Source organism: Sphingopyxis sp. (assembly GCF_036675685.1).
In the GTDB taxonomy this organism is placed as follows: domain Bacteria; phylum Pseudomonadota; class Alphaproteobacteria; order Sphingomonadales; family Sphingomonadaceae; genus Sphingopyxis.
The window spans coordinates 24,904-38,418 of sequence record NZ_JAKFEM010000042.1; the positions used below are offsets into that span (position 1 = coordinate 24,904).

A 13,515-nucleotide genomic window follows, 5' to 3' on the forward strand; every position below is an offset into this window, starting at 1 on the left:
ACATATCATGTTGGAATCCGGTCCTTGCAAGCCAGCGCATCAGCGCATTTCGTCAAGGCGGCGCAGAATCTGCGACATGACCCCGATCGTGATTTCCAGCTTGTCGGGCTCAATGTCGTGCAGAAGCTCGGTACGCAGACCGTTGGTTACGCTCATGATTTCGCGGATCACCTTTTTACCCTTTGGCGTAACCTTGTTGACGGTGACACGGCGATCGGCTTCGCTTTGCTGGCGTTCGATGAGGCCGTCCTGCGCCAGCGTATCGAGCATTCGCACCATCGTCGGCCCTTCGACGCTGATCAGGCGCGCGAGTTCGCCCTGCGTCAGTTCGTCGCCGGAAAACGCAACAAGGAACAGCGTTTCCCAACGCGCCATTGTCTGGCCCAGGCCTTTGACGCGATCGTTGGCAATCTTCCGCCAGCGCCGCGCCGCGACGACGATCGCCCGCGTGGTGCGGAAATAGATATCGTCGTCCGTGCCCTCTTCGAACTGGCTGTGATAGCTGATCAGGTGACGCTCGGCCTCGTCAAGGGGGTATCCGCCAAATGGCGCGGTCGCGCGGCGAGCCTGTTCGGCCAGCACGTCGCGTTCGGGCGCGGCTTTGGGGCCGCGCTTCTGCTCCGATCGCGGGCCGTTGCGTCCCTTCGCGCTCATGCAGCTATCGACCGGCGATGACAATTCTTCCCTCGCATATCCGATTCATAGCGCCCATCCCGTTCGGAAGACAAGGCAGAGGCGTGGGGCGCGTCAGGCATCGAGATCGGTCAGGACCGCGCCCGACGCCATCGATTGCACGTCGCGGCGATAGATGCCGAGATAGCCGTCCGCGGGAACAGGGTAGACGTTGCCCGGCGCCGACCGGCGTGCGAGTTCTTCGTTCGGCACATCGAGGTCCAGCCGGCGCTCTGCCACATCGATCACGATCCTGTCCCCGTTTCGCACCTTGCCGATGGGACCGCCCGCCGCACCTTCGGGCGAGACTTCGGCTATCGTCAGCCCTTTGAGGCACAGCCCCGAAAGCTGGCCGTCGGTAACGAACGCGACATCCTTCGCAAGGCCCGCCGCATCGATCGCGAACAGCACGATCGAAGCGCCGCCGCCCATCGCCGGCCCGCCTTTCAATCCCTGACCGTGCAGCACGAGCACATCGCCTTTTTTCAGCTCGCCGTCTGCGATCGCCTTCATCGCCGTCGCGGTGTCCGTGAACACGCGTGCGGTGCCGTCGAAGGCTTCGGGGCGGGATCCGTCGCGTATGCCGAGTTTGACCACGGAACTTTCCGGGGACAGCGAGCCCTTGAGGATGGCGATCGATGGACCTTCGGAGATCGGATTGTCGAGCGGACGGATGATGTCCGCGTCCGCCACCACGACATCGGCCAGGTCTTCGCCCAGCGTCTTGCCGGTGCAGGTGATCACCGTGGTATCGATGAGCGGGGCCAGTTGCTTCAGCATCGCGCGCGCGCCGCCGGCATCCTCGAACTTTTCGATGCGAACCGGGCCATTGGGACGAACCGCCGCAAGGGTCGGTATCTTTTGCCCCATTTCTTCCCAGATCGCGAAGATGTCGAAGCCGGTCTTCCCCTCGGTTGCGGTCGCCTGCAAATGCTTGATCGCGTTGATCGATCCCGAGACGCCCAGCACCATGGCCGCTGCGTTGCGGAACGCGCCCTCAGTCATGACCTGTCTCGGCGTCAGCCCTTCGCCGACCATTTCGACGATGCGCGCGCCTGCCGCGCTGGCGGCAGCGAACATCTTGTCGCTATTGGCGCGAACCGGCGCGGACCCCGGCATGCACATGCCAAGCGCCTCGACCACGCAATGCATGGTATTCGCCGTCGCCATGCCCGCGCACACGCCGGGGCCGCGGATCGCCTGTTCGGCCATTGCATCCATGCTGTGCTTGCCCGGCTTGCCAAGCGCGGCCCCGACGCCACCGGAAAAGAGATCCTCGATATCGACATGGTCGTCGCCGATCATCCCCGACGCCTGATACCCGCCGATCACAAGCAGGGTCGGTATGTCGAGCCGCATGGCCGCCATCAGATGGCCCGGCGGTGTCTTGTCGCAGGACGTCAGGCAAGCCATGCCGTCAAGCATCGCGGCTTCGACCTGCGCCTCGATGTCATTGGTGACGAGATCGCGGGCGGCAAGAATATAGCTGCCCGATTTGCCGGCGCCGGTGATGAAATCCGAAGGCGCGGTGGTCCGCACCTCGAACGGAATGCCGCCCGCGGCGCGGATCGCTTCCTTCACCACCTTTGCCACGCCGTCGAGATGCGAGAAGCAGATCGCGAGCTCGGAGGACGAATTCACCACGGCGATTTTGGGCTTGAGCATGTCCGCCTCGGTCAGGCCGAGCGCGCGCCAATGGGCGCGGCGAACAGGGGAATTGAAGGCAAGGCTGCGGAGGGTCATGAAAATACTTTCCTGGTTAAGATGCCGGGACCGCGCTCGGGACCGGACTGTCCGGGACGGCCGATCCGCGGCGACGGACGATCAGGCCGATCCCGATCGCGCACGCTGCCAGCACAGCCGGGCAGATCGCCAGGATCGCGTAACTGCGTACAATCGGCAATCCGCTGGAGAGAACAAGGGCGCCAATGATCGGGCCGGAGATGCCGCCTATCTTCGCGATGGATGTCGCCCAGCCGGCGCCGTTCGCGCGGATGGCGCTCGGATAATAGATCCCCGCGATCGAGAGGATGCCGAAATGCGCGCCGCCCACAAAACTGGTCGCAATCAGCGAGATGACGAGGAATATATTCTGCGACATCGGCACCAGCCCGACCAGCAGCAGGAAGGGAAGCGCCAGCAACGGATAGACCGCGACCGCAAACGGTCCTTTCTTGTCCGTGAAGCGCATCAGCAGCAGCCCGAAGACGGCGCCCAGAATGCCGCCGAAGGACGATACATAGGCGGCCGTCGATCGATCGAAATTCAGGTCCTCATAGACGATCGGACCCCAGTTCGCCTTGAAATAGACCGCGAGCGTGCTGGCGATATAAGCGAGCCAAAGGAACGGCGTCAGCCATTTGAGATCGCCCAGGAACAGCTTGCTCACGCTGAACTCGCCCTTCACCTTGATCTCGTCGCTTACGGTAAAATCCTCTGCCGCGGTTGCACCCAGCGCGGGATCGACCTTGTTGAGCGTCGATGCAATGAGGTCGGGCTTTATTCCCTTGCTCGCGAGGAAACGCACCGACTCCGGCAGACCCCAAAGCAATGCGACGGCACACAGCAATGTGCCGACGCCGCCGAAAATGAAAACCGCTTCCCAGCCATATTGGGGCGCCAACCAGACGGTCACCGGGCCCGCCAGCGCCGTGCCAAGGCTGTAGCCGACCATGATGATCGTCACCACGGTCGAGCGCATCCGGTTGGGGACATATTCGATGTTCAAGGCCCAGGCGAGCGGCAACATCCCCCCGATCGCAAAGCCGTCGAGAAAGCGCAGCACCAGCAGCGCCTCATAGCTTTGCGCGAATGCGGTTGCCGTCGTCAGGACACCGAAGGCGAACGCCGCAGAGATGATCGTCCGCCGCCGCCCGATCCGGTCCCCGATATAGGCGAAGGCGAAGCCCCCCAGCATCATGCCGAACAGCCCGGAGGAAAAGACATTGCCGAGCATGATCTTGTCGAGGCCCAGCTCGTCGCGCATGTAGGGCGCCGTGAAGCTGATCATCATCATGTCGAAGCCGTCGAACACGGTGATCAGCCACGAGAGGATGATCAGCTTATAGTTGAACGGCCCCAGCTTGCGCCCGTCGATGAACGTTGCGATGTCGATGGTGCGCGGGGCGCTCGCCATAATCCTAACCCTCCAGATTGTCTCTCAGGCGGTTCTTGAGCGCCGCCATGTCGATCTGATGCACGCTGCCCGATCCGGCAAGCGTCAAGGCATGCGCGGCGGCCGCACCCATCGCAATGCACGGTCCCATGACGCGGACCGACGAAAGCGCGGTCGAGTCCGCGTCGATGCAGCGCCCCACTGCAACCAGATTGTCCGCGCCCGCCACCGTCAGCGACCCCAGTGGCACAGTATGGACGTGGTCCGGCCCGAACACCTCCCAGACATAGCCCTCCTGGTTGTGATGCTGCTCCAGCGGCCATGAGCATCGTGCGATCGCATCGTCGAATTTCTTCGCCCCACGCACTTCTTCGGTGGTCAGATGGTGCGTACCGACGATCCAGCGTGTCTGGCGAATGCCGGGCAGGCCATAGGCGCGGATCTTTGCTGTGCCGAACGCTTCGGGAAATTCGTTCTGGAGGAAGACGAGCGTGCGATCCGCCTGCTCCTTGCCGTCGATCTGCTTGGCGGCGGCGTCGAACGGATCGAGCGGGGTTTCGATATGCGTCATATTGACCATCGCGACATTGCGGCCAGGGAATGTCGCGGCGAAACCATCGCGCCGCATCATGCCGTATTTCTCGCCCTTTTCCGCAATGCGGGCGGCCATCGTATCCCAATCGGGCTTTTTGCTGTCGTCGAAGTCCTCGATAATCAGCATCTGCGACCCATAGATCTGGCCGGTCTTCTGGACACGGCAATCGAGCCCCGCCTGCCAGGTGATCGCGGCGTCGCCCGATGCATCGATAAAACCGTTGGCGGTGATCCGCACATCGCCATGACGCGTGGCGATGTCGAGCGATGCGACGCGGCGTCCCTCCATGTTCACGGCGCGGATGATCGCCCCGGTCAGCGGCTGGACGCCGGCTTTCAGGATTGCATTTTCCACCCAGCGACCGAGCGCGACTTCGTTGTACATGACGGTCTTCATCACCCCGCCTGCGATGATATGCGCGTCACCCGTGGCGCCGAGATCATGGATGATGTCGTCGGCAATGCCATGCGTAAGCTGGGTTCCCTCCGGTCCGGGTGTGAAGAGCCCGCAAAACATGCCGATGATCGAATTGACCGCCTGACCGCCGAGCGACGGAAGGCCGTCGACCAGGATCACGCTGTTGCCGGCGCGCGCCGCCTCTATCGCGGCGGACGCCCCCGATGCGCCGGACCCGACGACACAGATATCGCACGAGCGCTCCAGGACCGGAGGCTGGTCCTTGCGCGAAACGATGCGTGTTTCCGGGTCGAAGGGGCGGTCGAGCATGAACTATCCTTATATTAGCTGGAAAAATGGGCAGCGCCTGTTCGCGGGCACGGCCCAGGGGAGGCCATCAGAAATTCAGTCGCACGCCGGCCTTGAAGGTCTGACCGACCGGGTTGAAGATGACGTTGTTGCCGGTGCCGTTCGCACCGGGAACCCGCGGCGGATCGACATTGAAGATATTGTCCGCACCGGCATAGAAGGTGAAAACGTCGTTCGCCTTGTACGTCGCGAGCAGGTCGACATAAGTCTTGGACGGAACCCGGTTCGTGTTGGAGCTGTTGGGCAAAGTGATGGCATAGCCATCTTGCTCCGCGCCGATGAACGCCGCGTTGTAAAAGCCGGAATCGATGTAACGGACGTGTCCGGTAAGCGAGAAGCTGTCATTATATTTCCACGTTGCCAGCAGATCGACCGTCCAGTCCGGAATTCCCGGTGGCGTCCCGGCGCGCAGGCCCGTCTGCCCGGCACGCTGGGTGGGTCCGATCGCGTCCACCGTGATCAGGTCTTTCACATAGGACACCAGAACGCGGGTATCGAGTTCGCCCAGTCCGCCCAATGGCTGACGGTAGCTCAATTCGGCGTCGACGCCCCTGCTGATCAGCTTGTTCACGTTCTGGAACGTATCGACGATGTTGATGATCGGATTGTTGCCGACATTGCCATCGCCGTCGGTATTGGCCGGATCGCGCGTGATCAGCGAGCAGCTGAGCGTGTCTCCCTGGAAACAGCGGGTGACGATATTCTGCTGTCCGAGCGTGCTGATCGCGTCGTCGATCTTGATGTCATAATAGTCGATCGAGGCGCGGAAGCGGCCGAGGAAGCCGCCGCGGGGCTGCAACACCACGCCGACGGTGAAAGTATCCGCCTTTTCCGGGATAAGGCTGCCGTTGGACCCGAGCGTGATCGGGGCTACAACCTGGAGGCCGCCGCGCGCGGGATCGGTCAGGATTCCCTGCACGCGGAGCGTGGGGCCGAACAGTTCGGATACGTTGGGCGCGCGAATGTCCCGCGAACGCGTGGCGCGAAAGCGGATAAATTCCGCCGGCGCCCAAACGCCGCCGACCTTCCAGGTTGTGACATTGACCGTCGAGCTCGGCTGGAAGTCGCTCGATCGCTTGTAATGTGTCCGGCGCACCGCGCCGCTCAGACCCAGCTCGTGGAAGAACGGCGTGTCCCTGAGCAAGGGGATTTCGGTTTCGGCATATCCCTCGGTCACATCGATCTTGCCGGAGATGAGGGAACCGTTGCCCGAGAAGAACTGGTTGGCGAGCGAAAGGGGATCGGCGACGCCGTTGACCTTGTCGCTCCGGAATTCACCGCCGACCGCAACCGCCACGGGGCCGCCGGGCAAATCGAACAGCTCGCCCCGCACGTTGGCGGCCAGCACGTGCTCGGTCGTCTTGTTGGTCTGGAAACCATTTTCCGTGACATAATCGCGCGCCGCCGCAAAGGTTGGGCCATTGGCATAGCCGAACGGATTGAGCGGAACGCAGGCCGCATCGTCGTTGGTGGCGACCGCGTCGGCATTCACGCGGCACACGATCTGCCCCGAGCTATTGCGCACCGCGTCCACGGCCTTCAGCACGCGCGCTGCGATGCTGCCATTTGTCGTATCGCTGCGGAACTTGTTGAGGCCGAACTGATAATAGGCGTCGAAGTCCCAGCCGCCGCCGATGTCATATTCGACCGACGCGACCGCGCGATAGACATTGTTCCTGATGCGGATGTCCGCCTGGCCGACATCGTCGAAGCCCTTGCCCAGGGTGAAGGATGTCAGGCCGCTCGCGGCAAGCACTGTCGGGATATCCAGCGTTGGATCAGCCGACCGGGGCAGGAACGCATTGTCCGCCATGATGGTGATCGCGGTGTTGCGATAGGCGACGCCGCGATGGCGACCCGTGAGATGGCCGTAACTGGCGTTCAGGCCAATCTTGAGGCCGTCGCTCGGCTCCCAGCTCAGGTTCGCCATCGTCGAATAGCGCTCGGTCGGCGAGACGATGTACAAGCCCTTGAAATAGATGTTTTCGCCGTCGCCGTTGCTCTCTCCGCCGACCTGGTAGAGATTGTTTGCCATGGTTCCGAACTGGAAGCGGCGGGGCGTGCCGTCATTGTTGAACGTGATACCGTCGATCGGGCGGAGAGCGGGCAATAGTCGACCGGCATAGGCCGCGTTCGGCGGCGTGGTGACGCCGTTATAATTGGCCGTCCATGGAATGACATTCGAGAGGATATTGTTCGCCGGAAGGCTTGTCAGGCCGGGGTTGCGACCCCAGTTCAACCACTCTTCCCGGCACCAGTCACGCTCCGGGCAGCCGCCAACGCCGCGGCTTTTTTCATATTCGCCGCCAACGACGAGGTTCGCGTTGCTACCAAGTTTGAAGCCCGCGGCCGCACCGAGCTGCGTCGTGGAATTATCGCCATATTTCGAAATTCCTTGCTGCGCGGTCACGCGAAAGCCCTCAAGTTTTTCGTTGAGGATCAGGTTGACGACGCCCGCAACGGCATCGGAGCCATAGACTGCGGACGCGCCGCCGGTGACGACCTCGGCGCGCGACAGCAGGATGGACGGGATCATGTTGGTGTCGACGGTCGATTGGGTGGTGGAAGGCACGAAGCGCTTGCCGTCGACCAAAGTGAGGGTGCGAACCGAGCCGAGCCCACGCAAGTCGAGGATGCGGCCCCCGACATAACCCGCGGCGGCACTGAGGCCGGACGACGCGGGCGTCTGGGTGGCTCGGAAGGAGGGAAGCTCGTTCAGCGCGTCGCCGATATTGCTCGACCCTCTCGCCTCCAATCGGTCGGCGCCGATCACGGACACCGGCGTTGGCGCGTTGAATCCTGTCGCAAGTCGCGACCCGGTCACCACGATGGCCGCGTCTTCTTCCGCAGTGCCGTCATCCTGCGGCTCGGCTGTTGCGGGCGCAGCCTCCTGCGCCCAGGCTGGAATGGCCCAAAGCGACGCGACAAATGCTGCGCCCAGGGCAAACCGACTCGCGCCCTGGCCCATGGCCGATCGACCGAAATTCCCCACTTTCATCCTTCTCTCTCCCATTTGGACGATCTCGCGCCGCCAATTAGTAGTAAGGTATCTATATCTAATTTTATATAGAAAGCTACCATTTATTCTATGCTCTGAAACATCTACGAAATTGGCTCGTAACACGCGGGAAAAAAAGAGAATTTCGAGAGGCCTGCCGCAATCAAGGGAACCGATGAGCTCCCCGGAAAATGCGACCGGATTTGAGTAGAGTCCGACGGGATGGAGGCGGATGGAATGAAGCGAAGCGGGCTCAACGAAGAGCAGATGATCGCGATTTTGAGCGGGCAGGAGGCGGGGATACCGATGGCGGAGTTGCTGCTACTCCTTGGCGCTGATCGCGCGCGACGCGATCCGACGCGAGCGCGGCGAATATCGTCCAGATGACCGCTTCACGCCCCAACTCGGTCGTTCGAAAAACGATGGGCCTGCCCTGAAGGCAGTCGTTCGGTAAACGCGGATTAGCGGTGCTTGGCCTTCCAGGCGCGAACCGCAGCCATCGTCTTTTCGATATGCGCCTGCGGCTTGCTATCGGTGTAGCTCAGCAGGATGGTCCCGTTCGGTGCGATCACGAACGACGTCCGGCTGGAGATCATCGTCTTGCCCGGGCCTTGTACGGCGGTGTCATACTTCGCCGCGACCTTGGCGCCCGGATCGGCTGCGACGGCGAATTTGTCGCGGCATTCCGACCTGGAAAACTCCGCGACGCGATCGATGTTGCCGGCGGTTACTCCAACGACGCGTGCGCCCAGCCGGTTGAAGCTGCTGCTCGCTTCGGCGAAAAGATGGGCTTCCACCGTGCAGCCGGGCGTAAAGGCGGCGGGAAAGAAGTAGAGCACGACCGGCCCTTTCTTCAGCGTCTGCTTCAACGACAGGCTGAAGGGCTTGCCGCCCTGCGCGGCGTTCAGTGTGAAGTCGGGCGCCTTCGCACCTTGCTGGAGCGCCGCGATACCCTGAGCAGGAATGACAGCCAGCAGCAGGCCAAGGCCAAACGACATCGCAATCTTCTTTTGGATCGTCATCTGCGGTCCTCCAATTCCATATTCGTCTGCACGCGGCAAAAGTTGCAGCCGGGTCTCAAGATGATGGAAAAGGATGAAGGCGTCTACATCGATCGTCCGCTCCGTGGGGGCGCCCTCAAAAGCGGTGTGGCCACAACCGGCCAAGCTATGCCTTTCGCCCGCCGGCGTTCCACGCGATTGCGGCGAGCGCCGCAAATATGACGCCGCTGAAGACGAGCATCGCGTTGATCGAGAAGCGACCGACGGCCAGGCCGGCCAGCGATGGCAGCAGCGCCGCTCCACCGAGTTGGAAGGCGGTTAGATAGAGAATAGCGCGGCGGGCCGGATCGATTTCGATGAGCCACCCTGCGAAAAAGGGAAGTGTGAAGAGCCAGACGAAACCGAACGCCATGCTGATCGTGATGATGGCAGCGGCGCTGCCGCGGAAGAGGAAGAAGAGCGCCACCAACAACGCACCCGTCAGGGCGCAGCCGGCAATCGTCTTCCGGTTGGGCAGTCGTTCACCGAAGCGCGCGGCGGCAAGCGCACCAACGACCTGCGAGACGAGGCATAGCGCTACCGCCGTTCCTTCGAAGGCTGGCGGGTATCCATATTGGATCAGCCAAAGGCCGAAATAGCTCCACACCGAAACAATAGCGCCGAGGAACAGCCCGGCGCAAAGCAGCGCGGTCAGGCTGGCGGGTGTCAGCGCGCCGCGTTCGCCGTCGGGCTCGGCTGGCCGGAGCTGTGACGGTAATGCGACGACCGATACGGCCGCAACCACGCCGGCCGCCGCCAGCGTGGCGAGCGCGGCGTCGGTCCGCGATTGGGCGACCGACAGCAGGGGAAGCGCCCCGGCGACGGCCGCTTGCAGAAGCGTCTGCGCGACGAGGAAGATCGCACTGGCGCGCTCCACCCTTGCGACGCGCGAAATGGCGACGAGCGCGGCGGCGACAAGAATCCCCTCGGTCAGCCCCGTTGCGGCCCGCATCAGCGAGAGAAAGAGCATCCCCGATTGCCCGAGCATCGCGAAATTGGCGGCCGCGAGTGTGACCCCGGCGACGCCGATCACAATCCTCGCGCCGATTCTGCGCAGCATCCCGATGCCGAGAAGCGACCCGAGAACGATCGCGAGCATTTCGATCGTGACGAGATTGCCGACCTGACTGTCGGCGATCCGGCCTTCCTGCACCAGAGCGCCGAGCAGCACGGGCTGCACCCCGAGGACGAGCAGGGCGCAGGACCCGATCAGGATGGACGTGGTGAGGGTGCGACCGTCGACCGGCAGAAGCGGCGCGGTCAAGACGGCAGGGTCCCGTCATTGCGCAGGGGGAGATATTCGGGAAGGAAGGTCCGCGAATAGGCAATCCGGGCGCGGCGAGCCTGTTCTTCCATCGCGTCGGTGATGACGCCGTAACGATGGATCGACAGCGACCAGATCGCGTCGCTGATCGCGATGACCTCGACCAGGCGATCCTCGATGTCTGGAATGTCGGGCATCAAAAATCGCTGGGCCATCAGTTGGATGCTGCGGCCGGCCATGACGAAATTGCTGTCGAGATCCTGCGCGTGAATGTCGGAGGACCATGCGGGCCCTCCAAGCAGGACCTGGCGAGCGGCCGGGTGCGCGTTGAACCATGTTTGCCCGGCGCGAAACTGTAGGGTCTGCAGTTCCTGCCAGCTTTCGACATGGCCCGGGGCTTCGGTCAGCACACCTTCCTCGAAGCGCTTGAGATAGCGCTCGGCGAGCGCGCTGAACACGAGCTGCGGCTCGGGGAAGAAATGATAGATCGACGGCGGCGAGATGCCGACCTCGGCGGCGATGGCGTGAATGCTGATCGCCGAGGGCGGAAGCGTGTCGAGCAAGCGTTCGGCGCCGTCGAGAATAGCTTCAAACCGGGCACGACTCCGTTTCTGGGCGGGGCGGCGGATTTCCGCCCGGGTCAATTCACTTGTGGTCATGCGCGCTCCTGGTCGCGTCGACTATTCCTCAGGCGTCAATTCAAATCAACCTTTTATCTGGTTTTGATGTCGGCAAGATGAAATTTTCTTGACTCTCTGGTTGCTGCTTGCTCTCTAAACCGGATAAATATCCGAAATGGAGAAGGGGAAGTCGATGAAACGCGGTTTTGCAATGATTTCGGTTTCGTTGCTGGCACTCACTCCGGCGGTTGCATCGGCGCAGGACGCCGATGTCCCGGCCGATGCGGCCTCCACTGCCCCCCAGGAGGGCCTCGGCGAGATCGTCGTGACCGCGCAGCGGCGGTCGCAGAATATCCAGGATGTGCCGATCAGCATCGCAGCGATCAGCGGCGAAGCGCTCACCGAGGTCGGCATCCGCGATCCGCGTGACCTCTCGATCCTCGTCCCCGGCCTCTCGTCGCAAGCCGGGACGTCGGCCACGACCACCTCGCTGTTTCTACGCGGCGTCGGGATCGGCGATTTCAACTCGAACACGACGGGCGCGGTGGGCGTCTATGTCGACGATGTCTTCCTCGGCGCGAATGCCGGCAAGCTCTTCAACGTCTTCGACAGCGATGGCATTGAAGTGCTGAAGGGCCCGCAAGGCACGCTTTACGGCCGCAATACGACTGCGGGCGCGATCCGTTTTTCCTCGCGCAAGCCAACCGACGAGTTCAGCGCCAACGCCGCGCTATCCTATGGCCGTTTCAACGAGGTGCAGGTCGAAGGCGGCGTTGGCGGGCCGATCGTCACCGATCTCCTCAAGATGCGCGTCGCGGGCACCTATCTTCGCCGCGACGGCTGGCTGCTCAACCGCGTCACCGGCAACAAGCTCAACGACCTCGATATGTGGGCGGGCCGCGCAATCGTCGACCTCACGCCGAGCGAAGATGTCCTGATCCGCGCGATCGTCCACGGCGGCCAGAATCGCGGTGGCGCGCGCCAGTTCCAGCACCGGGGGCAGGGCGTGGATTTTGCCGGCAATCCCAATTTCGCGGACGGTGTGCCGCTCGATGGCTTGGGCTATGCCGACACCGATGGCGATCTGAACGCGGGCGATTATGACATCGAGGGGCAGGAGCGCGTCAATGTGTTCGGCGCCTCGCTGACCGCCAGCATCAATTTTTCGGGCGTCACCCTGACCTCGATCAGCGCTTATGAGCAGGTACGCCGCAGCACGGTCGAGGATACCGATGCGAGCCCGAACAACGTGCTGACCGCGACCTATATCGATCGGCCGCAGCAATATAGCCAGGAACTGCGCCTGCAGTCGCGCGACGGCGGCGCGGTCAACTGGATCGTCGGCGGCTATTATTTCCACGACAAGCTGGTGACCGAAAGCGCGTTCGACATATTGCGCGTGTTCCGCGATCCGAACGATCTTCTCGGCACGTTCGACCCGGTCAATTCGATCGGCAATTTCGCCTATCCCTATACCCAGAAGACTGAAAGCTGGGCGGCGTTCGCGCAGGCCGATGTGAAGCTGTCTGATCGGCTGACGCTGACGGGCGGCCTGCGCTATTCGGCCGACAGCATCGATTTCGATTTCCACAGCTTCTTCGACGATGTGATCGTCGTTCCGGTGCTTGATTTCGAGGGGTCGAAGACATTCAAGGACCTGTCGTGGCGCGCGGCGCTGTCGTTCCAGGCGACCGACGACCTGCTCTTCTACGCCTCGTCGTCGAAGGGGTATAACAGCGGCGGGTTTGCGGGCGGATCGTCGAGCGATCTGGCGCAGTTGCAGCCGTTCCGCTCGGAAAAGCTTTATGCCTATGAAGCGGGTTTCAAGAGCGATCTGCTCGGCCGGACGCTACGCTTCAACGCGGCGGCCTTTTATTATGATTATCGCGATCTGCAGGTGTTCGTTTTCGACACGTCGGGGGTGCTGCCGGTCCAGCGCAAGCTCAATGCCGGCAATGCCGAGCTTTACGGTCTTGAAATCGAACTTCAGGCGCAGCCCTCGCGCACCTTCAACGCCTTCGTCAACGCGAGCCTGCTGCACGCGCGCTACAAGGATTTCACCGCGCTGGCGGCCGACGATTATTCGGGCAACAAGCTCGTCAATGCGCCCGAATATGCAATCTCGGCGGGCTTCTCGCTGACCCAGCCGCTGCCGGGCGACAGCGCGCTCAAGCTGCGCGTCGACGGCAGCCTCCAGTCCGAAACCTTCCTCACGCCCGACAATATCCGGGCCAACCGGGTCAAGCCCTACGGCATCGCCAATGCGCGCCTGTCCTGGCTCTCGGCCGACGAGAATCTGGAGGTCGCGCTCTGGGCGAAGAATATCACCGGCACGCGCTATGTGACCTATGTCTCGCCCGTCGTGACGATGGATCAGCTCAACTACAATGATCCGGCGACCTACGGCGTTCAGGCCGTCTTGAAATTCTGACAAAGCAAGCGAGAT

At 62.4% G+C, this 13,515-nt stretch carries 9 protein-coding genes; 1 reads left to right on the forward strand and 8 read right to left on the reverse strand.

The features are described 5' to 3' along the window. Positions 1–39 precede the first annotated feature (39 nt). From V6M50_RS16320 to V6M50_RS16355, 8 genes are all read right to left on the reverse strand, one after another. Positions 40–654 (reverse strand): MarR family winged helix-turn-helix transcriptional regulator, encoded by a 615-nt coding sequence (locus V6M50_RS16320; RefSeq protein ID WP_332819636.1) that lies wholly within the window; start codon positions 652–654, stop codon positions 40–42. Between the two features lie 93 nt (positions 655–747). Further along, the gene (locus tag V6M50_RS16325; protein ID WP_332819637.1) at positions 748–2,415 is read right to left on the reverse strand and encodes a dihydroxy-acid dehydratase; all 1,668 of its coding nucleotides are present in this window, start codon (positions 2,413–2,415) and stop codon (positions 748–750) included. Positions 2,416–2,431: 16 nt separating this feature from the next. Next, positions 2,432–3,808, reverse strand: a complete 1,377-nt coding sequence (locus tag V6M50_RS16330) for an MFS transporter (protein WP_332819638.1) — start codon at positions 3,806–3,808, stop codon at positions 2,432–2,434. A gap of 4 nt (positions 3,809–3,812) precedes the next feature. Beyond that, the gene (locus V6M50_RS16335; RefSeq protein WP_332819639.1) at positions 3,813–5,108 is read right to left on the reverse strand and encodes an FAD-dependent oxidoreductase; all 1,296 of its coding nucleotides are present in this window, start codon (positions 5,106–5,108) and stop codon (positions 3,813–3,815) included. A 67-nt stretch (positions 5,109–5,175) separates the two neighbouring features. After that, entirely contained in the window at positions 5,176–8,160 is a 2,985-nt protein-coding gene (locus V6M50_RS16340) for a TonB-dependent receptor domain-containing protein (protein WP_332819640.1), read from the reverse strand. 446 nt (positions 8,161–8,606) lie between these two features. After that, positions 8,607–9,311 carry a peroxiredoxin gene (locus V6M50_RS16345; RefSeq protein ID WP_332819641.1) on the reverse strand — a complete coding sequence of 235 codons (705 nt, stop codon included), beginning with the start codon at positions 9,309–9,311 and terminating at the stop codon, positions 8,607–8,609. 1 nt (position 9,312) lies between these two features. After that, a complete protein-coding gene (locus V6M50_RS16350) occupies positions 9,313–10,449 on the reverse strand; it encodes an MFS transporter (protein ID WP_332819642.1) in 1,137 nt (378 codons plus the stop codon). Then, complete coding sequence (locus V6M50_RS16355; RefSeq protein ID WP_332819643.1) at positions 10,446–11,108, reverse strand: TetR/AcrR family transcriptional regulator; 663 nt, start codon at positions 11,106–11,108, stop codon at positions 10,446–10,448. The genes V6M50_RS16350 and V6M50_RS16355 overlap by 4 nt, the downstream gene beginning before the upstream one ends. A 154-nt stretch (positions 11,109–11,262) precedes the next feature. Here V6M50_RS16355 and V6M50_RS16360 point away from each other — a divergent pair, with 154 nt between their 5' ends. Continuing rightward, on the forward strand, positions 11,263–13,500 hold the full coding sequence (locus V6M50_RS16360; protein ID WP_332819644.1) for a TonB-dependent receptor: 2,238 nt from the start codon (positions 11,263–11,265) through the stop codon (positions 13,498–13,500). The last annotated feature ends 15 nt before the right edge of the window (positions 13,501–13,515 follow it).

Coding starts and splice junctions, on each gene's coding strand:
- V6M50_RS16320 (WP_332819636.1), bottom strand. CDS start 654: ATGAGCGCGAAGGGACGCAACGGCCCGCGATCGGAGCAGAAGCGCGGC.
- V6M50_RS16325 (WP_332819637.1), bottom strand. CDS start 2,415: ATGACCCTCCGCAGCCTTGCCTTCAATTCCCCTGTTCGCCGCGCCCAT.
- V6M50_RS16330 (WP_332819638.1), bottom strand. CDS start 3,808: ATGGCGAGCGCCCCGCGCACCATCGACATCGCAACGTTCATCGACGGG.
- V6M50_RS16335 (WP_332819639.1), bottom strand. CDS start 5,108: ATGCTCGACCGCCCCTTCGACCCGGAAACACGCATCGTTTCGCGCAAG.
- V6M50_RS16340 (WP_332819640.1), bottom strand. CDS start 8,160: ATGGGAGAGAGAAGGATGAAAGTGGGGAATTTCGGTCGATCGGCCATG.
- V6M50_RS16355 (WP_332819643.1), bottom strand. CDS start 11,108: ATGACCACAAGTGAATTGACCCGGGCGGAAATCCGCCGCCCCGCCCAG.
- V6M50_RS16360 (WP_332819644.1), top strand. CDS start 11,263: ATGAAACGCGGTTTTGCAATGATTTCGGTTTCGTTGCTGGCACTCACT.